At 27.5% G+C, this 20737-nt stretch carries 18 protein-coding genes; 14 read left to right on the plus strand and 4 right to left on the minus strand.

Features of this window, described 5'->3' with window-relative positions; translation table 11 throughout:
- Positions 1-183 precede the first annotated feature (183 nt).
- From dltD to KGF50_RS07425, 9 genes are all read left to right on the plus strand, one after another.
- The gene (gene dltD, locus KGF50_RS07385; RefSeq protein WP_227847464.1) at positions 184-1374 is read left to right on the plus strand and encodes a D-alanyl-lipoteichoic acid biosynthesis protein DltD; all 1191 of its coding nucleotides are present in this window, start codon (positions 184-186) and stop codon (positions 1372-1374) included.
- Between the two features lie 120 nt (positions 1375-1494).
- Positions 1495-3009, plus strand: a complete 1515-nt coding sequence (gene dltA / locus KGF50_RS07390; RefSeq protein WP_227847465.1) for a D-alanine--poly(phosphoribitol) ligase — start codon at positions 1495-1497, stop codon at positions 3007-3009.
- Positions 3009-4157 carry a D-alanyl-lipoteichoic acid biosynthesis protein DltB gene (dltB, locus tag KGF50_RS07395; RefSeq protein WP_227847466.1) on the plus strand — a complete coding sequence of 383 codons (1149 nt, stop codon included), beginning with the start codon at positions 3009-3011 and terminating at the stop codon, positions 4155-4157. The genes dltA and dltB overlap by 1 nt, the downstream gene beginning before the upstream one ends.
- An 18-nt stretch (positions 4158-4175) precedes the next feature.
- Positions 4176-4406 carry a D-alanine--poly(phosphoribitol) ligase subunit DltC gene (gene dltC, locus KGF50_RS07400; RefSeq protein WP_227434367.1) on the plus strand — a complete coding sequence of 77 codons (231 nt, stop codon included), beginning with the start codon at positions 4176-4178 and terminating at the stop codon, positions 4404-4406.
- 309 nt (positions 4407-4715) lie between these two features.
- Positions 4716-5501: a DeoR/GlpR family DNA-binding transcription regulator gene (locus KGF50_RS07405; protein ID WP_227847467.1), complete on the plus strand. Its 786-nt coding sequence runs from the start codon at positions 4716-4718 to the stop codon at positions 5499-5501.
- Positions 5502-5766: 265 nt separating this feature from the next.
- Positions 5767-7677, plus strand: coding sequence for a 2-aminoethylphosphonate--pyruvate transaminase (gene phnW / locus KGF50_RS22535; protein ID WP_227847468.1), 1911 nt, complete (start codon positions 5767-5769; stop codon positions 7675-7677).
- Between the two features lie 272 nt (positions 7678-7949).
- A complete protein-coding gene (locus tag KGF50_RS07415; RefSeq protein WP_227847469.1) occupies positions 7950-8783 on the plus strand; it encodes a hypothetical protein in 834 nt (277 codons plus the stop codon).
- Positions 8784-8822: 39 nt separating this feature from the next.
- Positions 8823-9593 carry a polymer-forming cytoskeletal protein gene (locus tag KGF50_RS07420; RefSeq protein WP_227847470.1) on the plus strand — a complete coding sequence of 257 codons (771 nt, stop codon included), beginning with the start codon at positions 8823-8825 and terminating at the stop codon, positions 9591-9593.
- A 7-nt stretch (positions 9594-9600) separates the two neighbouring features.
- The gene (locus tag KGF50_RS07425; RefSeq protein WP_227847471.1) at positions 9601-10221 is read left to right on the plus strand and encodes a YhbD family protein; all 621 of its coding nucleotides are present in this window, start codon (positions 9601-9603) and stop codon (positions 10219-10221) included.
- Between the two features lie 225 nt (positions 10222-10446).
- On the opposite strand, the gene rbr is transcribed toward KGF50_RS07425, so the two are convergent.
- Positions 10447-11034 (minus strand): rubrerythrin, encoded by a 588-nt coding sequence (gene rbr / locus KGF50_RS07430; protein WP_227847472.1) that lies wholly within the window; start codon positions 11032-11034, stop codon positions 10447-10449.
- Between the two features lie 86 nt (positions 11035-11120).
- Positions 11121-11558 (minus strand): MarR family transcriptional regulator, encoded by a 438-nt coding sequence (locus KGF50_RS07435; RefSeq protein WP_227847473.1) that lies wholly within the window; start codon positions 11556-11558, stop codon positions 11121-11123.
- Positions 11559-11678: 120 nt separating this feature from the next.
- Between KGF50_RS07435 and KGF50_RS07440 the strand changes: the two genes are divergently transcribed.
- Complete coding sequence (locus KGF50_RS07440; RefSeq protein ID WP_227847474.1) at positions 11679-12674, plus strand: YhdH/YhfP family quinone oxidoreductase; 996 nt, start codon at positions 11679-11681, stop codon at positions 12672-12674.
- Between the two features lie 199 nt (positions 12675-12873).
- Here KGF50_RS07440 and KGF50_RS07445 read toward each other — a convergent pair whose 3' ends face one another.
- Entirely contained in the window at positions 12874-13800 is a 927-nt protein-coding gene (locus tag KGF50_RS07445) for a carbon-nitrogen hydrolase family protein (RefSeq protein ID WP_227847475.1), read from the minus strand.
- Between the two features lie 407 nt (positions 13801-14207).
- On the opposite strand from KGF50_RS07445, the gene KGF50_RS07450 reads away from it, so the two are divergent.
- Positions 14208-15806: an amidohydrolase gene (locus tag KGF50_RS07450; protein ID WP_227847476.1), complete on the plus strand. Its 1599-nt coding sequence runs from the start codon at positions 14208-14210 to the stop codon at positions 15804-15806.
- 166 nt (positions 15807-15972) lie between these two features.
- Here KGF50_RS07450 and KGF50_RS07455 read toward each other — a convergent pair whose 3' ends face one another.
- A complete protein-coding gene (locus KGF50_RS07455; RefSeq protein WP_227847477.1) occupies positions 15973-16515 on the minus strand; it encodes a helix-turn-helix domain-containing protein in 543 nt (180 codons plus the stop codon).
- Between the two features lie 370 nt (positions 16516-16885).
- Between KGF50_RS07455 and serS the strand changes: the two genes are divergently transcribed.
- The 3 genes from serS (at position 16886) to KGF50_RS07470 (ending at position 20676) form a co-directional block, all read left to right on the plus strand.
- Positions 16886-18157 carry a serine--tRNA ligase gene (serS, locus tag KGF50_RS07460; protein WP_227847478.1) on the plus strand — a complete coding sequence of 424 codons (1272 nt, stop codon included), beginning with the start codon at positions 16886-16888 and terminating at the stop codon, positions 18155-18157.
- A gap of 198 nt (positions 18158-18355) precedes the next feature.
- Positions 18356-19849, plus strand: coding sequence for a histidine kinase (locus KGF50_RS07465; protein ID WP_227847479.1), 1494 nt, complete (start codon positions 18356-18358; stop codon positions 19847-19849).
- A 128-nt stretch (positions 19850-19977) separates the two neighbouring features.
- Positions 19978-20676: a response regulator gene (locus KGF50_RS07470; protein WP_227847480.1), complete on the plus strand. Its 699-nt coding sequence runs from the start codon at positions 19978-19980 to the stop codon at positions 20674-20676.
- Positions 20677-20737 lie beyond the last annotated feature (61 nt).

Raw genomic sequence — 20737 nt, forward strand, 5'->3', positions numbered from 1 at the left:
AAAAGAAGAAAATCACTAAAAAAGATTCCTTTTTCAGTGATTTTCTTCTTTTTTTTTACAAATTTGTAACAGAATAAAAAAAAGTTTTGGAGATTTTATTACAATTTTGTAGTTGAATATATACATTAAAACTAATATGATTAATAATAACATAAATTTGAATATTTTTAGAGGAGAGAAAATATGAGAAAATTGATATACTTTATTACACCATTTATAATAGGCGTAGTATTTTTATTTGGGTTAGACAAATTTCTTGATTCTAAAACTGATGAACTTTTGAGGGAGAAAAATCTACTTCCAATTATGGATGATACTTTAAGTGATATAAAGGATAAAGGTGTTACAGCAAATAATCATTTTTTAAGAGAAAAAGATATTATGATTTTGGGGTCATCAGAACTTAGTAATTCAACAAAACAACATCCAAAGTACTATTTTAATACAGATAGGAGTAAAAATAAGGTATTTGCAATTGGTAGAGCTTATACTCAGACATTACAAGATGCTGCAGTGTTAGGAAGTATGAATCCTAATATTGACAATAAGAAGGTTGTCTTGTTAATTTCTATGCAATGGTTTATGGAAAAAGATGGAGTCACAAGTCATCATTACCAGTCTAGGTTTTCACCAATACAATTTTATCGTTTTTTAGATAATCCGAAGATATCTAAACAAAATAAGATTGAATATGTAAAAAAATCAAGTAAGCTTTTATGGGGTAGTGAGGAATATAAGGCAGAAGCATTGTATGCCAAACTATATGAGCCTAAGACAGTGTATGAAAAAGCTGAGAAGGCGTTGTTAGAGCCTTATTTTCAAGGAAGAAAATACTGTATAGAGCTTAAAGAAAAAGGAATACTTTATAAGAAATTAATTAGGCTAGATAAACACAAAAAAGAAGGAAGAAGAAAACCTGTAAATTGGTCACATGAGAAAAAGAAAGCTATTGAAGATGCTAAAAAGAGAGTAGGTAACAATCCTCTAAACATTGACAAGTATTATTACAATGAACATTTTAAAGATGGTTTAGAACAGTATAGAGGAAGAGATAAGGGTATAAACTTGGTAACATCAAAGGAATTTGAAAGTTATAATCTTTTATTAAATGTATGTAAGGACTTAGATATTAAACCAGTTGTTGTATTAATCCCAAGTATGGGCAAATTTTATGATTTAACTGGTATCTCTGAGAAAGAAAGAAATCAGTTTTATGATAAGGCACAGAACATAGCAGAAAGTAAAGGTTTTGAAGTTATGAATCTTAAAGATAAAGGGTCAGATAAATATTATTTAAGAGATGTAATGCATCTTGGAACGAAAGGATGGGTAGATGTCTGTGAGAGATTATTTAAAATATTTAAAGAGCAATAAAGAACTAGTAACTAGTATTTGTTTAACTATGATTATAATATTGGCAATAGGTGTTTTAACATTTACACCATTTAAAGAGTTGCCATTTATTTATAATGGATTTTAAAGGAGAATTTTTATATGAAAATTATTGAAGGAATAAAAAAATATTCAAATACAGATAGAATAGCATTGTCATGTAATGGAGATAAACTTTCTTATAAAGATTTAAATGAGTGTTCAGATGCTATATCAGTATTTTTAAAAAATGTATACAAAGAAGAAGATACTCCTATAGTAATCTATGGTAATAAAGATAATATGATAATGGCGTGTATGATAGGAGCTTTAAAATCAGGTAGAGCGTATGTTCCTCTTGATATTAGCTTTCCATTAGATAGAGTTTTTGAAGTTACTAAGGAAGTAAAACCAAAGGTGTTATTTAACTTTAGTGATGAAAAAGATTTCGGCGATATCAATGTAATTGATAGGGATAAATTAAATGATGTAATAAGCGAATATAAAGGAAAGTCACTAGATAAAGAAAACTGGGTAAAAGATAATGAAAATGCATATATACTATTTACATCAGGTAGTACAGGAAAGCCAAAAGGAGTTCAGATAAGTTCAAATAACTTAGATAGTTTTGTAGACTGGATAAGCCCATATTTAAATATAGATGGAAGTGAAAAAGTAATAATGAATCAAGCAGCATATTCTTTTGACCTTTCAGTGACAACAATATACCCTGGTCTTGTTCATGGAGCTACATTATTTTCAATCTCAAAAGATGTGCTAGCAGATTATAAGGAGTTATTCAAACAATTTGGACAGTCTAATATTGCAGTATGGGTATCAACACCTTCTTTTGCAGGTGTATGTGTAACAGAGAAAGAGTTTAATAGTAAGATGCTTCCTAAACTTGAATCAATGATATTTATAGGAGAAGCACTTTCAAAAAATCTTACTAAAGAGCTTATGAATAGATTTCCAAATACAAGAGTTATCAATGGGTATGGACCAACTGAAGCCACTGTTGGTGTAAGTGTAAATGATATGACTCAAGAAGCTATAGATGATGAAAAGAGTCTTCCAGTTGGATATCCTATGCGAAATTGTAAAATAAAAATACTTGATGAAAATGGAAATGAACTGAAAGAAAATGAAAAAGGTGAGATTATAATAATTGGACCATCAGTTTCAAAAGGTTATTTCAATAATAAAGAGAAGACTGATGAAGTATTTTTCTATGATGAAATAGATGGTGTAAAGTGGAGAGCTTATAAAACTGGTGATATGGGATATCTCTTAGATGGAAATATATACTATTGTGGAAGAAAAGACTTTCAAATTAAGTTAAATGGATTTAGGATTGAAATAGAAGATATAGAAAATAATTTGAGAAAAGTTCATAATGTAAAAAACGCAGTAGTTTTACCAATATATAAGGATGAAAAAATTGCTTATTTAAAAGGTATTGTTGAGTTAAATGAGAAGAATGATTTAGGTAATATCAAAAATGGGATGATGATAAAAAAGGAACTAGGAAAGTATATACCTTCGTATATGATTCCAAGAAATATTGCAATAATTTCCGAGTTTCCAACAAATATCAATGGTAAAATAGACAGAAAGAAACTTATGGAGGAAATTTAATGATTTTTTCACAGTATGGAGATTATTTTTATCTTTACATATTATTATTAACATCAATACCAGCAGTGATTTTGGGCTTAATGGGTAAAAATATAAAGTATTATGGTATGTTGGCAAGTTTGTTTATGATATTTTTGATTGTAGGAATAGATGTTCAGTTTAAATACTTGTTGATATTTATCATTTTAGAAGTAATAATAGTCAAAGGATACGAATATGTAAGAAGAAAAACTAAAAACAAATATATATATTGGGGATTTTTGTTTGCATCAATGCTTCCAATAATAATTAATAAAATATCTCCAGTTGCCTCTTTTGGATTGATTGGATTTATTGGAATATCATACTTAAATTTCAGAGCTATACAAATGGTTATTGAAATTTATGATGGTGCTATAAAAGAGGTTAAGATTTCAAATATGCTTTATTTTATGTTATTTTTTCCAACACTGAGTTCTGGACCTATTGACAGGTCAAGACGATTTGAACAGGATTTAGAGAAGAAAATACCTAGAAAAGAGTATGTAGAAGAATACTTACTGCCTGGAATAAAAAACATTGTTATGGGAGTAGGTTATAAATTTGTTATAGCATTTTTGATAAATACATATTGGGTGTCAATAATACCTAAAGATATGAGGTTTATAAATGTTTTAAGTTACATGTACGCATATAGTTTATACCTGTTCTTTGATTTTGCAGGATACAGTTTATTTGCTATAGGGACAGGATATATATTTGGAATACAAGTACCTATAAACTTTGATAAACCATTTATAAGTAAAGATATGAAAGAGTTTTGGACAAGATGGCATATAAGTCTTTCAAGATGGTTTGGAGATTATATTTTTTCAAGATTTGTTATGTCTTCAATGAGAAAGAAAAGGTTTAAGAAGAGAACTACTGCTGCTCATGTAGCTCAGATGATAACAATGATAACAATGGGATTTTGGCATGGGCTAACGTGGTTTTACATTGCTTATGGTGTGTATCAAGGTTTAGCACTTGTCTTGACTGATATATATCAGAGAAAATCTAAATTTTATAAAAAACATAAAAAAGAAAAATGGTTTGAGAGAGTTCAAATTTTCATTACATTCCATATTGTATGTTTTGGATTATTGATATTCTCAGGATATTTAGCTTAATTTTAAGGAGGCAAATTTATGCAGGAAACAGTTATAGAAATATTTGAAGATGTATTAGGAACTGATGAGATAAGAGATGATTTAGACCTTAACTTATTTGAAACAGAGCTTTTAGACTCATTAGCTATAATTGAAGTTTTACTTGAGATTGAAAATAGACTTGGAATAGAACTTCAACCAACTGATTTAGAAAGAAAAGATATGTCTACTGTAAATAATTTAGTAAAATTCTTAGAGACAAGAAAATAAATCAATAACTAAACGTTTAATTATTGATTTACATAATGAAAGATTATAAAGTCCATCTAATATTGATATTTGATGGACTTTTTTATTGTAAAGAGATATAACTTAGCTGTATAAATATATAAAATAGTGAAAAATTTAAAGTATGAATGAAAGATTGCATGCTATATAAATTAATAGTAATATCTATTGTAAGATATACTATCTTCAATTGAGTGAAATATCTTTTGTCATATATTAGAATTAATTTATAAGATTAGATGTTAATTATAATCTTATAAAAGGAGAATACATATTTAGGAGGAGAACTTAATGTCTTTAAATTCAATAGATAGAAAAAAAGAAATATTAGAACTGTTAGATGCAAAAGGAAAGATAAATACTAAAGAATTAGTAAAAAAACTAGAAGTATCATCGGAAACAATAAGAAGGTATTTAGAAGAACTGGAAAGTGAAAACAAGTTGAAAAAGGTTTATGGTGGTGCTGTAAAAATAAATTATGGTGTAATTGAACCAGAGCACATAAAAAGAAATAGCACTAATCTAGAAAAGAAACAAAGTATTGCTAAGTATGCATCTAAATTTGTGAGTGCTAATGAATCAATTGTAATAGATGAAGGGACTACCAATTTACAAATTGTGGATTATATAGTTTCTGTAAAAAATCTAAAGGTTATTACTAGTTCTTATCCTGTGTTATCAAAGTTGATTTCATATGAAAACCAAGGAGTATTTGATGGAGAGGTTATATTTATTGGTGGTAAAGTAAATTTAAAACATCAAAGAACAGCATGTCAAATGTCAATAGATGCCATGAAAAACTTATATGTAGATAAAGCATTTATATCTAGTGAAGGTATAATTGATAGCTTTGGAATTAGTAGTATAGACCAAAATAAAGCATTATTGTCAAAAGAGTATATAAGAAATTCAAAGGAAAGTTTTGTATTATGTGATAGTTCTAAGATAGGAATTGTCAGTATGTACAAGATAGCTGATTTGAATGAATTAGATTTTGTTATTTGTGATGCAGAACCTCCAAATGAATGGAAAGATAAATTAAATGAATCAAATATAACATGGATAGAAGCAAAATAGAAGTAATAAATTTATAAAATTTAACCAATTCATAGATTTAATCTAGAAAGGAGATTATAAATTTCAAATTTTGTGTAGAGTTTTAGTGTAATTTTATATTAGATAGTAAAAACAAGCAGAATCAATTAAAAACAACTAAAAACATAAATTTAATATATATTTAACCTAAATATGATGTATAATTAACATGAAAAAGTTATACTTTAAAAGTAAAAACAATTAAAAACACAAAAATTCTAAATGAGAATCTATGGAGGTTATAAATATGAAAAAGTTATATGGAGAAAAAATAAAGGCAGTAGTATTTGACTGGGCTGGAACAACAGTAGATTATGGATGTTTTGCACCTCTTAATGTATTTATAGAGATATTTAAAAGAAGAGGTATAGATGTAACAATGGAAGAAGCAAGAAAACCTATGGGAAAATTAAAAATAGACCATATAAGAGAAATGTGCGAAATGGATAGAATAAAAAATATTTGGGCAGATAATTTTGGTGGATTTCCAACAGAGGAAGATGTAAACAAGCTTTATGCTGAATTTGAACCTATGTTATTTGAAACTCTAGAAGAGTATACAACTCCAATTCCTCATGTTGTTGAAACTATTGAGAAATTAAGACAAAATGGATTGAAAATAGGTTCTACAACAGGTTATACAAGAGAAATGATGAATATAGTTGAACCAAATGCAGCTAAAAAGGGATATTCACCAGATTTCCTTGTAACACCATCAGAAGTATCTCAAGGAAGACCATATCCTTGGATGTGTTATAAAAACGCTGAAGCTTTGGGAGTATCTCCAATGAGTGCTATGGTAAAAGTTGGAGATACGTTAAGTGATGTAAAAGAAGGTGTAAATGCAGGAATGTGGAGTGTTGCTGTAATAAAAGGTTCAAGTGAATTAGGGCTTACACAAGAAGAAGTAGAAAATATGAATAAAGAAGAATTAAAAATTAAGATGGAAGCAGTTTCAAAGAAATTTAAAGAAGCAGGAGCACATTTTGTTATAGAAACGATGGCTGAATTAGAAGATGTTTTAGTAAGAATAGAAAATGAAACAATTAAGTCAGATTTTGTACCAGAAAATGATTACATATTACTTACACCAGGGCCATTATCTACTACTAAGTCAGTAAGAGCATCTATGTTAAAAGATTGGTGTACATGGGATGTTGAATATAATGATTTGGTACAAGATGTTAGAAGAAGATTAGTGTCTTTGGCTACAAAAAATACAGAAAAATACACAAGTGTATTAATGCAAGGTAGTGGTACTTTCTCAGTGGAAGCTACAATAGGAAGCACTATTCCAAAGGATGGTAAACTTCTTGTAATTGCAAATGGAGCATATGGAAAGAGAATGAAGGACATATGCAATTATCTAAATATAGAATACGTTGATTGTACATTTAGTGATGTAGAAGCAGTTGACTTAAATAGAGTAGAAAATTTATTGAAAGAAAATAAAGATATTACACATATATCAATGGTTCATTGTGAAACTACTACAGGTAGATTAAATCCTATACAAGATGTAGGTAAGATTGCAAAAGCATATAATAAAATTTACATAGTTGATGCAATGAGTAGTTTTGGTGGAATTGAAATTGATGTTGAAGACTTTAATATAGATTTTCTAGTAAGTAGCTCTAATAAATGTATACAAGGAGTTCCAGGATTTGGTTTTATAATAGCGCACAGAGAAGAATTAGCTAAATGCAAAGGAATCGCTAAATCTTTATCTCTTGATGTATATGCTCAATGGGAAACTATGGAGAATAATAATGGTAAATGGAGATTTACTTCTCCTACACATGTTGTAAGAGCTTTTTATCAAGCATTACTAGAGTTAGAAGAAGAAGGTTCTGTAGAAAAAAGATATGCTAGATATAAAGAAAATCAATTTACAATATCTTCAAGATTAAAATCTCTAGGGTTTGATACATTGGTGAATGATGGTGCTCAATCACCTGTAATAACAACTTTCCTATATCCTAAGAATGCAAAATTTGAATTTATGGAATTCTATACTTATTTAAAAGAAAATGGATTTGTTATTTATCCAGGTAAATTGACTGATATAGATACATTTAGAATAGGAAGTATAGGAGAAGTTTATCCAAAAGATATGGATAGATTGGCTGATGTAATCGAGAATTTTATCAATATGTAGATTATAAAAGTTCATGGGTATATTATAAAGTTTAGATAGTTACAAGAAAAAAATATATATATAGTTAAATAATAGAGGAGTACTTTATTTGAATTGGAAACCTAAGAAAGAAGAATCCATAGTTCATATAAAATATCTTCTCTATTATTTTTTTATTTATCTGTCTTTGAAGGAGCATTGTTTTATTCATCAAGATTATTATGCTTGACAACGTAACAATGTTTTGTTATATTATATTCAAGAATAAAATAAGTTATTGAAAGGAAATCATTATGGATGGAGAATTACGTTCACTAAATTTTAATGGAATGGGAAAATGTAAAGGTGGAATTTTTGATGAAGTTAATATAGCAGGTACAGGAAAAATAGATGGAAATATAAAATGTAATAAATTTGATTCTTCAGGTTCAGCAAAAGTGATTGGAACAACAGAATGTAATGAATTTTTTACAGCAGGATTGAGTAAAATTGAAGGAAATATATTGGCATCACAAGTGACAATATTTGGACTTCTTAAATGTACTGGAGACATAAACTCAAGTAAAGTTAAATCTGGAGGAATTATCAATGTTGGAGGAAACCTAAAGTCAGATATTATTAGCGGAGAAGGATGTCTAAAAATCACTGAGAACATAGAATGTGAAAGTGTTGACTTAAGTGGAATTTTGGATTGTAATGGATTTTTAAATTGTGAAGAGCTTAAGATAAGTTTGCATGGAACTTCTAATCTAAACGAAGTTGGTGCAAGTAGTGTAAATATAAAAAAGGGACATGGAGATTATTGTAAAAAATTCTATAGAGCTGAAAATAAGACTGAGGATTTTGAAAAAACATCTTCTAATCTTAGAAATCTAGGTCTACTATCAGTTAAAAAATACACAGAAAGTAGATTGTTGGCAAATGTTATAGAAGCAGATGAAATCAGCTTAGAAAATAGTGAAGTTAAAATTGTAAGAGGTAAAAATATAAAAATAGGGAAAGGATGTTATATAGAGAGTTTGGAGTACAGTGAAAGTATAGATATTGATGAAAGCTCAATAGTTGTTGAAATAAAGAATATAAATGAAAAAGTAAATGAAAAAGTAAATCTAAATAAAGATAAGTAATACTTAAGTTTAAAATAAAATTTAAAATGAGGTAATAATATGGAAAATGGATCTATAACAATACTTGGAGAAGGATTTATCAATAGTGGAGAGTATGAAAGTATAAACATTATGGGAAGTGCTAGGTCAAAAGGAAATATAAAATGTAATGAAGTAAAGGTATTTGGAAATGTAAAGTTTGATGGAGACCTTAGTATAAAAAACTTTGTAGTAAATGGAAAAGCTACTATAAAAGGTAATCTTAAAGCGGAACGTGTAAGAGTTAATGGGCAACTTAGTATAGATGGAGATGCAGAAATAGATGACTTGGTTATAACTGCTCAACAGAAAATTAATGGAAACTTAAAGTGTAATAATGTTACAGTAAAAGGTCAATTAACTGTAAGTGAAAGTACTTATGCACAGGATATAAAAGTTTATGGTGAAATGAAAAATAAAGAAAATATAGAATGTGAAGATATAAAGGTTCATGGAGCGATAAAATGTGATGGTCTTTTAAATGGAGAAAACATATATATCTATTCAGGAGGAGGCTCTTATTGTAAGGAGATAGGAGCAACTAATATAGAAATAGGTAGAAGTAAAGATATTTTTACATTTGGGATTAAATTTATTAACATTTTTTCAGGCAAGTTTAAATGTGATTTGATAGAGGGAGATACTATTGAATTAGAAGATGTTTCAATAAAAGATATACGAGGAAAAAGCATCTCTTTAGTAAGCAATTGTGATGTTGTAAATATTGAATACAGTGACAAGTTGTTAGTTTCAGATAATTCGAGTGTAAAAAACAGTACAAAGGTGGGCTAGAAAAATTATGGAAGAATTGATATCTAAAAAGGATTTATTAAGCAAAACTAATATATCTTATGGACAGCTATATAGATGGAAAAGAAAAAATATAATACCAGAAGAATGGTTTATAAAAAAATCAGCTTTTACGGGTCAAGAGACTTTTTTTCCAAGAGATAAAATACTAGAAAGAATAGAGTTAATACTATCTATGAAAGAAGAGACATCTCTTGATGATATTGCAAATATGTTTACAAAAAAAGATACCAATAAAGAGTTTGATATTGACTTTATTTTTGAGAAGGAAGCTATATGTAACTATACAAAAGAAATATTTCAAAATTTGTATAAAAAAGAACAGAGTATAGGTAAAAAGGAATTGCTTATATTGAGTATAATAGAGAAGTTTTTAGTTAAATCCACAATAACATTTGAAGAATTAAAATTAATAGTAAATATAATAGAAGAAAATTTTAAATCAATATACAATGAAAATGGAAGAATTTATTTGTTTAGAAAGTTTGGTGTTCCATTTGTAATAGGATGTTTGGATTATAAACAAGTAAAATTTGAAAAGGATGTAGTTAAAATTGTTGAAATTGACTTAATGAAAGAAATAAATGATATAAGTATTAAGTTATCATAGTAGGTTAGTAGAGTACTTATTATAAGTAGATATAGATAGATTATAGTTTCTAAGAATTTACAATAAAAAATTACAAAATGAACCATATTGAATTATTATAAATTATAGAAAGAGTACAGTTATAATAATCTCTATGGTTCATTTTATTATTCAAATAATCTAATATTTATAAAATTGGTTAGTATCAATGTAATAAATTTCTTAAATACAGTAGATTATTTTTACTTATTCAAATAATGAATTTTTAAAGTCTAAGAAATATCCTTGTGGATGAAGGCAAACAGGGCAAGCTTTTGGAGCTTCCTTACCAATATGAATATGTCCACAGTTTGTACATATCCATTGGATATCTTCATTTCTTTTAAATAAAGTACCTTCTTCTAAATCAGTAGCATATCTACCAAATCTATCACCATGAACTTTCTCTATTTCAGCTATATTTTCAAATAATTTAGCTATAGCTTCAAAACCTTCTTCACGTGCTGTTTTTCCAAAGTTTTTATATACATCGTCCCACTCTTGAAGTTCATTATGTTGTGCAGCTTTAAGATGTTGAGCTGTCTTATCATATAAATCTACAGGATATGCTCCTGATATACTTATATTTTCTCCAGCAAATTCTTTTAATTTAGTAAAAAACTGTTTTGCATGTGACTTTTCTTGGTCAGCAGTATAATTAAATAAAGATTCTATTATATATAATCCTTCTTTTTTTGCTACAGATGCAGAAATATTATATCTATTTCTAGCTTGACTTTCACCTGCAAAAGCTCTCAATAAATTTTCTTTAGTTTTACTGTCTTTTAAATTCATATTATACCTCTCTATTAACAATAAATTTTTACAATATTTGATTCTTTTTATTTATTATTCCAAGACTAGATATAATTATGCTCAATTTAGTCGGCATTTTTGAAATTATTATTGATTTTTTTTAAGATTCTAAGGAATTCTTGCTTTTCCTTTTCTGTAATGTTAAAATAGGCTGTTTCTTTAACTTGTGATGAAATACTGTTGAATGTATCTTCTATTAGCATTGCTTTATCTGTAAGTTTTATATATGTAATACGTTTATCATTATCACACTTTTGCCTTTCTATATATCCTAGGCTTATAAGTTTATTAACTAATACTGTAACAGTAGATTTGTCTTTTCCTATTTTAGTTGCAATTTCTTTCATTGTAAGTATACCATTATTTTCATAAAGTGCAGTGAGTATATTTCCATGTGTAGGCAACAGTTCATTTAGACCATTTTTATTAAGTTTATTTTCAATAAATTTGAGCATATTAGCTTTTGTCTTACTTATGAAATGTATGATGTATTTATCTTCCATAAATTAATCTCCAATCTTTAAATTATTTGAAGTACTTTGAGATGAAAACTAGTTTGACATAAAACTATTTTTCAACTATAATTAGTTTAACATAAAACTAAATGTATTGGGAGGAAATTTATGAGTAAAAATTTTAAATCACTATATATTACAGAAGAAGAGGGAAGTTTTAAGAGAAATATAATAGAAAGAGATATAGATGCACTACCAGAAGGAGATGTTCTAATAAAAGTAAGATATTCTTCATTAAATTACAAGGATGCACTTTCAGCAAATGGAAATAAGGGTGTCACTAGAAAATATCCTCATACTCCAGGAATAGATGCATCTGGTGTAGTAGAATTTAGTAGTTGTGATGATTTTAAAGTTGGAGATGAAGTTTTAGTAACAGGTTATGATTTAGGTATGAATACCTCAGGAGGTTTTTCAGAATATATAAGAGTTCCTTCTAATTGGGTTGTCAAACTTCCAAATAGTCTTTCTCTAAAAGAAGCAATGGATTATGGTACAGCAGGATTTACAGCAGCTTTATCTGTATATAAATTTGTAAATACTGTAGACAAAGATATGGGAGATGTACTAGTTACTGGTGGTACTGGAGGAGTTGCTGTGATTGCAACTAAAATATTAATTAAGTTAGGTTATTCAGTTGTAGTTTCAACAGGAAAATTGGAAGAACAAAAAGAAACATTATTAAAGCTAGGTGTTAAAGATGTTATACATAGATCAGAAGTAGATGATAATTCAGGTAGACCTCTACTTAGACCAAGATGGGCTGGAGTAATAGATACAGTAGGAGGAAATACTCTATCAACAGCAATAAAGACAACTAATTATTGTGGAGCAGTTACAACATGTGGTAATGCAGGTGGAATTGATTTTACAAGTTCAGTATATCCATTTATATTAAAAGGTGTTACTTTATATGGTATAGATTCTGTAGAATGCCCAATGAATTTAAGATTAAAAATATGGGATTTATTATCAAATGAATGGAAGCTAGAAGACTTAGATGACATGGTAACTGTAGTATCATTAAATGAATTGAGTAAGAGCATAGATTCAATAATAGAAGGAAAACATGTAGGAAGAACAGTGGTTGATTTAGGCTTGTAGTTAAGGTTAGGTCTATAGTTAGGTTAACTAATTTTGAATATATAATTGATTTTTAATATATAGCTAAATAAGTTTTAATGTAAAACTATAATATCAAATCATAAAATAAAAAATGAGATACTTTAAAATTATTTTATTTAAGAGTATCTCATTTTAATTTTTATGTAAAAAATTTATGCAAAGGTTTTAGATAAAAAAACTATTCGTGAACAATTAATTCAAATACATCAGGTCTTGAATAGTGACCTTCTGAATCAAAATCTAATCTACTAAGAACTATTTGCTCTAAATCTAAATCAGCTATTAACATTTCTTCTTTATTGAAAACAGGGCCTGCTACATATTTTCCAAAAGGGTCAACTATACAACTTCCACCTGGACACATAATTTCTGGTTCTGCATCAAGTTCTCTATAGTAGTTAAGATCAGTCGGGTACATATTTTTTTCAACATATTGATTACATCCAATAACAAAGCATCTTCCTTCTAAAGCAATGTGCTTCACAGTTGATTGCCACTCTTCTCTTGAATCCGCAGTAGGAGCTATATATAGTTTTACTCCTTTGGCATAAAGAGCTGTTCTGGCTAATGGCATGTAGTTTTCCCAACAAATTAATGAACCCATTTTTCCATATGGAGTATCAACAACTGTAAGAGTGCTTCCATCACCTTCACCCCAAATGCATCTTTCTGTTCCTGTAGGTTTAAGCTTTCTATGTTTACCAATAAGTTTACCTTCTGGTGAGAAAAATAAGTTTGTACAATAAAGAGTGCAATTTATATCGTTGCCATCTCTTTCTGTTATTCCCATTGATAGATATACTCCTGCTTCTTGAGCTGCTTTTCCTAATAAATCTGTTGTAGCACTAGGTACTGGTACAGAATTATCATAGTATCTTTTCCAATCTTCTCTACCTTTCATTGTTCTACTTCCAACAACAAATCCAAATGAAAGCCCTCTTGGATATGCAGGTATAAACGATTCTGGGAAAACTACTATATTTGCCCCTTTTCTACCAGCTTCTTTAATTAATTCTAATGCTTTTTCAACAGTTTTATCTAGGTCCATTATAATTGGTGATGCCTGAACAACAGCAATTCTTACATTTTTATTTTCTTTACTCATAAAAACCTCCTAAAAATATTTGAATTTGTTGATTTGAACAGATTACATCAGGTTTTATTTGAGAAAAAGTATTTTATCTTGTAAATAATGATGTAACTGTATATTTAAAATGATACATCATGATTTAGCAAATTACAATTATACAAAAAAATAATTCATGCTAAATATCTTCTTTTATAAGCAGATAATATTAATTTTTCATGTTAATATGAGTACTATTAAATTATCACACTTATAATGAATAGTATTTATTTCTTGGTGAACAATAATTAAAAATAAGACTTTATTGCAGTTAATATATAGAAAAATAAGTCTAATAAAATGTTAATAAGTTTAATGAAGTATTAATATTTTATTAGAAAACAATAAAATAAATTTATCAAAATAGACAGTTTAAGGAGAATTTTATGAAAGAAAAAATTTATTATAATGGAAATATACTTACAATGGAAGATTCAATATGTGGAGATGCTATTCTCATAAAAGATAAAATAATAAAAAAAATAGGAACAAAAGAAGAAATTTTAGCTTTAAAAAATGATGAAACAGAAGTCATAGATTTACAAGGGAAAACATTGATGCCATCCTTTATAGATTCACACAGTCATTTGACAGCTTTTGCTACTACCCTAAGATTAGTTCCTTTAGAAGATGCAACTAGCTTTAAAGATATAGTAAAGAAAATACAAGATTTTAAAGATTCAAAGGATATAAAAAAGGGCGAATGGATAATTGGTTTTTCATATGATAACAATTTTTTAGAAGAAAATATGCATCCAGATAAAGATTTATTAGATAGCGCATCTTTAGAAAACCCAATACTAATTTCACATGCTTCTGGTCATATGGGAGTTGCTAATACTCTAGGATTAAAAAAATTAGGTGTTACTCATGAAACACAAGACCCAGAAGGAGGGCATATAGGAAGAGTCAAAGGGAGCAAAGAGCCAAATGGATACTTAGAGGAAAATGCCTTTTTTAAGGTATCATCTAAAATAAAACAGCCATCATTAGATGAAATTTGTAATCTAATTGAAAAAGTACAAGATATTTACTTAAGTTATGGTATTACAACAGTGCAAGAAGGATTAATGGCAGATAATCAATTTAATCTTTTAAAACTAATGTCAAATCAAAATAGATTAAAAATGGATATTGTCGGATATATAGATTTAAAAAATAGTAAATCTGTAAAAAATGATAATAAAAAGTTTGTAAAAAAATATGTGAATAGATTTAAAATAGGAGGATATAAGATATTTTTAGATGGCTCCCCTCAAGGAAAGACAGCGTGGTTAACGAAACCATATGAAAATTCAGAAGATGGTTATTGTGGGTATCCTATATATAAAGATGAAGAAGTAGAGAAATTTATAAACCTTTCTGTAGAAGAAAAAATGCAACTTTTAACTCATTGTAATGGAGATGCAGCAGCAGACCAGCTAATAAATTCATTTGAAAAAGTTATAAAGGAAAAAAATATCAAAGATGATATGAGACCTGTGATGATACATGCCCAAACTGTAAGAGAAGACCAAGTTGACGAAATGAAAAGAATAAACATGATACCATCATACTTTGTAGCTCACACATACTACTGGGGAGATATTCATATTAAAAACCTTGGAGAAGATAGAGCATTTAAGATTAGTCCTCTTAAAACAACTATAGAAAAAGGTTTGATTTATACTTTACATCAAGATACACCTGTAATAGCACCTAATATGCTTGAAACAATATGGTGTGCAGTTAATAGAATTACAAAAAAAGGAGTATTAATAGGTGAAAAAGAAAAGATAAGCCCATTGGAAGCTTTAAAGGGTGTTACTATAAATGCAGCATATCAATATTTTGAAGAAGATAAAAAGGGTTCAATTAAAGAAGGTAAACTAGCTAATTTAATAATTCTAGATGAAAATCCACTTACAGTTGACCCTCTTAAAATAAAAGACATTAAAGTTTTACAAACAATAGTAGAAGGTGAAGTATTATATTCCTTAAAATAGATATGAATTGTATTATTTTAGATATTATGTAAAAATATTGTGTAAAAATAAAATCTGATAAAATAGGTAGAATTAAATAATATTATATATGGCTGAATTGCTAGCTTATTAGGTATAAAGATTCATTGCCATAATTTTATTAATTCTACCTTAAAAATTTAAACTTTTAGGACACTACTATGTAGATTACTTTACTTTCAACTTCATTTGGATTTCCCCACCTATGTCTCATACCAAATGGTATTTTTACACTATCACCTTCATTTAATTCAAATATATCATCTTCCAAACTAAGCTCAACACTTCCTTTAAGTATATAAGCAACTTCGTCTCCAGCATGCCCATTTTTTTCTTTACAATAAGATTTAGGAGCTAAATTCATAATAGCAAATTCGAATTTATTAAATGGATTATTGGATAACATTTCATATAAAATATTTTCTGACTCTGGTAAAATTACTATTTTTCTAAGATTGTTTCTTACAACTAATTCTGAATTATCAATAGGAGGAATGAAAAAAGTAATTAATGGTACATTTAAAGCATTTGAAATTGATTTTAAAAAATTTATGGATGGATTTACACTTCCTTTCTCTATTTGACTAATTAAAGAAGGTGTAACTTTGATTAATTTAGATAAATCTTTTATACTAATATTCTGTTTTTTTCTACATAAAGTCAATTTTCTACCTATACTTGAATTACTCATTAAAATCCTCCTATTCTAACATCTGACAAAGAATATATAAAGAATTATATCATAAGGTAAAAAAATTTATATGAAAATTGATAACTATATAAGATTGATAAAGAAAAAGTCAAAATAGATAATTGATTGCTAAAATTAGTATAATTATAATGAGAATAAAAGTAAGATTAATGATGAAAAATTAAATGATATTAATTTAATTAAATATAATTTGACAATATATAAAAAAGTGAGTAAAATATAACTAAATAAAAATAATAGGTTCGGATAAGACAGAAAAAGATTTCTTAACCTTAAGCAAATATACTATTATCAAAGTTAACTGAGATTAAGAGATAACATCCAATCTTAAAGTATTGAGGAGGAAAAAATGCTTGATATAAAAAGAATAAGAGAAAACTTAGATTGTATAAAGAAAGCAATGGAAAGAAGGGGTGAAAAAGCCTTTAATCTTGATGAAGTAGTTAAGTTAGATGATGAAAGAAGAAAAATTCTTCAAGAAGTTGAGGTTATGAAAAATGAGTTAAATACTGCATCTAAAAATATACCAAATCTTATAAAAGAAGGTAAGGATGTAGAAAATGAAAAAGTTAAACTAAAAGAGTTATCTGACAAGATTAAAGTTATAGACCAAAACCTTAAAGATGTAGAGGAAAAGATGGAATATTTGTTAATGAGAATTCCAAATGTACCACATCCAGAAGTACCACAAGGGGAAACTGATGAAGATAATGTTGAAGTGAGAACTTGGGGTAAGACGACTAGTTTTGATTTTGAATCTAAAGCTCATTGGGAAGTAGGAACTGAGTTAGGTATACTTGATTTTGAAACAGCTGGGAAAATAACTGGTTCAAGATTCACTCTTTATAAGGGATTAGGGGCTAGGTTAGAAAGAGCATTATTAAATTTTTATCTAGATACAAATACAACAGTAAATGGATATACAGAAGTTATTCCACCGTTTATGGCAAATAGAAATAGTTTTTTAGGTACAGGACAATTACCTAAGTTTGAAGAGGATATGTTCAAGATAGAAGGATTAGATTACTTTTTAATTCCAACATCAGAAGTTCCTTTAACTAATATACATGCTAATGAAATACTTAAGTTTGAGCAACTGCCAATAAATTATACAGCATATACTCCTTGTTTTAGGTCAGAAGCTGGTTCTGCTGGAAGGGATACAAGAGGTTTGGTAAGACAACATCAATTTAATAAAGTAGAAATGGTAAAAATAGTAGCCCCAGAAGAATCTTACAATGAATTAGAAAAATTAACTAATAATGCCGAGACTATGCTACAATTATTAAACTTACCATATAGAGTAGTAAAAATATGTACAGGTGACTTAGGATTTACAGCTTCTTTTAAATATGATGTGGAAGTTTGGATGCCAAGTTACAACAGATATGTTGAAATTTCATCTTGTTCAAACTGTGAAGATTTTCAGGCTAGGAGAGCTGGAATAAGATTTAAAAGAGATAAAAATTCTAAAGCCGAATATGCACATACATTAAATGGGTCTGGATTGGCTATTGGAAGAAGTGTAGCAGCTATATTGGAAAATTACCAACAAGCGGATGGTTCTGTAATAGTTCCAGAAGTTTTAAGACCATATATGGGTGTTTCTGTTATTAAATAACAAGTAAAATATATATTTTTAAATGATAAAGTAAGTTATAAGTAATTAAAAAAATAATAATTAATATAATAATGTGTACAAACTAATGAATATTGATATAGTATAGCTATCATATGAAAGAGTATGTACACATTTTTATTTTCTAGTTTTTTAGAGATAAGTGAATATAAATAATCTATAGACAGAAAGGGTTTTTTTATGAAAATTCAAAATACTGAGTGGGGATATATTGAATGGAAACATACTTATGATGAGAACAACCCAAAACAAGCTATGAATATATACATTGCAGTTACCATGCCAGGTAAAAAACATTTTAATCATGTTCATTATGGTCAAGAGCAGATGATATATATTTTAGAAGGAGAAGGGTTATATATTATAAATGGAGTTTGGAAGCCATTTTCCCAAGGTATGATTTTTTACATAGAATCTGGTAGCACACATGAGTCTATAAACACAGGAGATAGACCAATAAAAGAACTTATTGTTTCAAATAATGTAGGTAATATAGGAGAAAGTGAAGTTATAGAAATCAATCCTAATAGTGATTTAAAAAAGACCTTAATAAATTATAGTGAAAGTACTTTAAACTTATATGCAGCAGTAGAATCAATTCGTGGTCAGTTTATTGACCCATTTAAAATTCCATTGATTATATATGATGATTCATGGAACATAGTTTTAAAAAATCCATATTTTCCATTATTTTGTTTTGAAAAGTGTAACCCTATGAAGTTTCCTAAAAACTGCGATTGTATGAATCAAAAAAGTAGCAATCAATTCGTATGTAAGTATGGGATAACTATATATAATATTCCAATATTATACAAGAACAATAGTATTGGAGTTATTAGAGGAGGGTATGTATTGTTATCTGATTTAAATCTAGATACTACTCATAGTAATTTATATGATATTCCAGAAGGTGCGGCTAGAAGTATAAAAAGATTATTAAAGCAAATATCTAAAAATATAATAAATTTTTGCTCATTTAATGATATAAGGAAAGATTTACAAGAAAAAGAACAAACCATTGCAAGGACATATCACTATGGAGAACAACTTGAAATGAATCTAAAGGTAGCACAGGATACAGTTACTAATTTGAGAATAAATCATCATTTTTTATTTAATACTTTAAATTCAATGGCAAGTATAGCACTTGATGATGATTGTTATGATTTATATAGTGCAATAATAGATTTGTCTAAAATGTTTAGATATACAATGAGGTCGGATTTAAGGTTTGTAGAATTAGAAGCTGAAATATTATATATTAAAAATTATTTAAATTTACAAAAGTTACGTTATGGTGATGCATTAAAAGTTGAATGTATTATTCCTAAAGATTTATATAAGATTTCTGTACCTTTCAATTTTATTCAACCTATTGTAGAGAATGCTTTTACACATGGTTTTAGAGATATTGATAAAGAAAAGCAAATTAAAATAGTTGCAAGTGTAGATTGTCAGTATGCTGTTATAGAAATTTGTAATAATGGAACTATTTTAGATGAAAGCATTATTGAAAAAGTGAAAACAGGTATTCGTAGCAATAATGGTCATGGTCTATCTTTAATATATACAAAGTTCACATCTGCTTATGGAAATGATTTTGAGATGGATATTAAATCAAATAGTAAAGGAGGTACTTACATAGTTATTAAAATTCCTATTGCAAATGAATAAAGAATATGTATAAAACTTAGATAAAATTAATAAGTTTTATCAGTATAAAGAAATATATTAGATGTTTCTATATTATTTTTTATATCTTACTTTTTTGTGCATCATTAAGCTAAAAGGGAGGAATTCTCATGAGAAGAGCACTAATAATAGATGATGAAGAAGCTGTTTTAAAAATAATAACACATTTTATAGAGATGAAAGATATGCCAATAGAAATTGTTGGGAGAGCAACTTCTGGTGATGAGGCAGTAGAAAAGATAATTAATTTAGAGCCAGATATAGTATTTATAGACATTCAGATGCCGATATATAATGGGTTGGAAGTAATAGAAAGAACATCTCACATATCTAAAAAAATAAAATTTGTAGTAATAACTGCCTTTGATTATTTTGAATATGCTCAAAAAGCTTTAAGATTAAATGTAAAAGATATACTTCTTAAACCATTAGACTTGAAAGAGTTTACTAGGTCTGTAGAAAAGATTATTGGTTATAAGTATACCAGTAATGATTTGCTAAATGAAATACTAGAATATATAAATTTAAATTATAGTGAGGATTTGAAACTAAATGATTGTGCTAAATTATTTTTAACTAATCCATCCAATATATCTAGGATTTTTAAAAGTAATTTGAATACTACCTTTATATCATATTTAAATCATATACGAATAGAAAAATCTATAGAACTGCTTGAAAATACTACAAAAAGTATAAATGAGATTGCGGAAATAGTTGGATATAACAGTCTAAATAACTTTTATAAAAATTTTAAGATAGAAAAAGGAATGACACCAAAAGTTTATAAATTGAATATTAAAAATTGAAATTGATAAAGAAAAAGTCAATATAGATAATTGTTTGAAAATGTCTGGATAAGTATACTTT

Origin of the sequence: Clostridioides sp. ZZV15-6598 (assembly GCF_020657705.1) — a bacterium.
Classification (GTDB): Bacteria; Bacillota; Clostridia; order Peptostreptococcales; family Peptostreptococcaceae; genus Clostridioides; species Clostridioides difficile_F.

What these genes read in the sequence shown, in the direction of transcription:
- rbr (WP_227847472.1), bottom strand. Translation starts at nt 11,034, where the DNA reads ATGAATTTAAAAGACAGTAAAACTAAAGAAAATTTATTGAGAGCTTTT.
- KGF50_RS07445 (WP_227847475.1), bottom strand. Translation starts at nt 13,800, where the DNA reads ATGAGTAAAGAAAATAAAAATGTAAGAATTGCTGTTGTTCAGGCATCA.
- KGF50_RS07440 (WP_227847474.1), top strand. Translation starts at nt 11,679, where the DNA reads ATGAGTAAAAATTTTAAATCACTATATATTACAGAAGAAGAGGGAAGT.
- KGF50_RS07465 (WP_227847479.1), top strand. Translation starts at nt 18,356, where the DNA reads ATGAAAATTCAAAATACTGAGTGGGGATATATTGAATGGAAACATACT.
- KGF50_RS07415 (WP_227847469.1), top strand. Translation starts at nt 7,950, where the DNA reads ATGGATGGAGAATTACGTTCACTAAATTTTAATGGAATGGGAAAATGT.
- dltA (WP_227847465.1), top strand. Translation starts at nt 1,495, where the DNA reads ATGAAAATTATTGAAGGAATAAAAAAATATTCAAATACAGATAGAATA.
- KGF50_RS07470 (WP_227847480.1), top strand. Translation starts at nt 19,978, where the DNA reads ATGAGAAGAGCACTAATAATAGATGATGAAGAAGCTGTTTTAAAAATA.
- phnW (WP_227847468.1), top strand. Translation starts at nt 5,767, where the DNA reads ATGAAAAAGTTATATGGAGAAAAAATAAAGGCAGTAGTATTTGACTGG.
- KGF50_RS07455 (WP_227847477.1), bottom strand. Translation starts at nt 16,515, where the DNA reads ATGAGTAATTCAAGTATAGGTAGAAAATTGACTTTATGTAGAAAAAAA.
- serS (WP_227847478.1), top strand. Translation starts at nt 16,886, where the DNA reads ATGCTTGATATAAAAAGAATAAGAGAAAACTTAGATTGTATAAAGAAA.
- KGF50_RS07450 (WP_227847476.1), top strand. Translation starts at nt 14,208, where the DNA reads ATGAAAGAAAAAATTTATTATAATGGAAATATACTTACAATGGAAGAT.
- dltB (WP_227847466.1), top strand. Translation starts at nt 3,009, where the DNA reads ATGATTTTTTCACAGTATGGAGATTATTTTTATCTTTACATATTATTA.
- KGF50_RS07435 (WP_227847473.1), bottom strand. Translation starts at nt 11,558, where the DNA reads ATGGAAGATAAATACATCATACATTTCATAAGTAAGACAAAAGCTAAT.
- KGF50_RS07420 (WP_227847470.1), top strand. Translation starts at nt 8,823, where the DNA reads ATGGAAAATGGATCTATAACAATACTTGGAGAAGGATTTATCAATAGT.
- dltD (WP_227847464.1), top strand. Translation starts at nt 184, where the DNA reads ATGAGAAAATTGATATACTTTATTACACCATTTATAATAGGCGTAGTA.
- dltC (WP_227434367.1), top strand. Translation starts at nt 4,176, where the DNA reads ATGCAGGAAACAGTTATAGAAATATTTGAAGATGTATTAGGAACTGAT.
- KGF50_RS07425 (WP_227847471.1), top strand. Translation starts at nt 9,601, where the DNA reads ATGGAAGAATTGATATCTAAAAAGGATTTATTAAGCAAAACTAATATA.
- KGF50_RS07405 (WP_227847467.1), top strand. Translation starts at nt 4,716, where the DNA reads ATGTCTTTAAATTCAATAGATAGAAAAAAAGAAATATTAGAACTGTTA.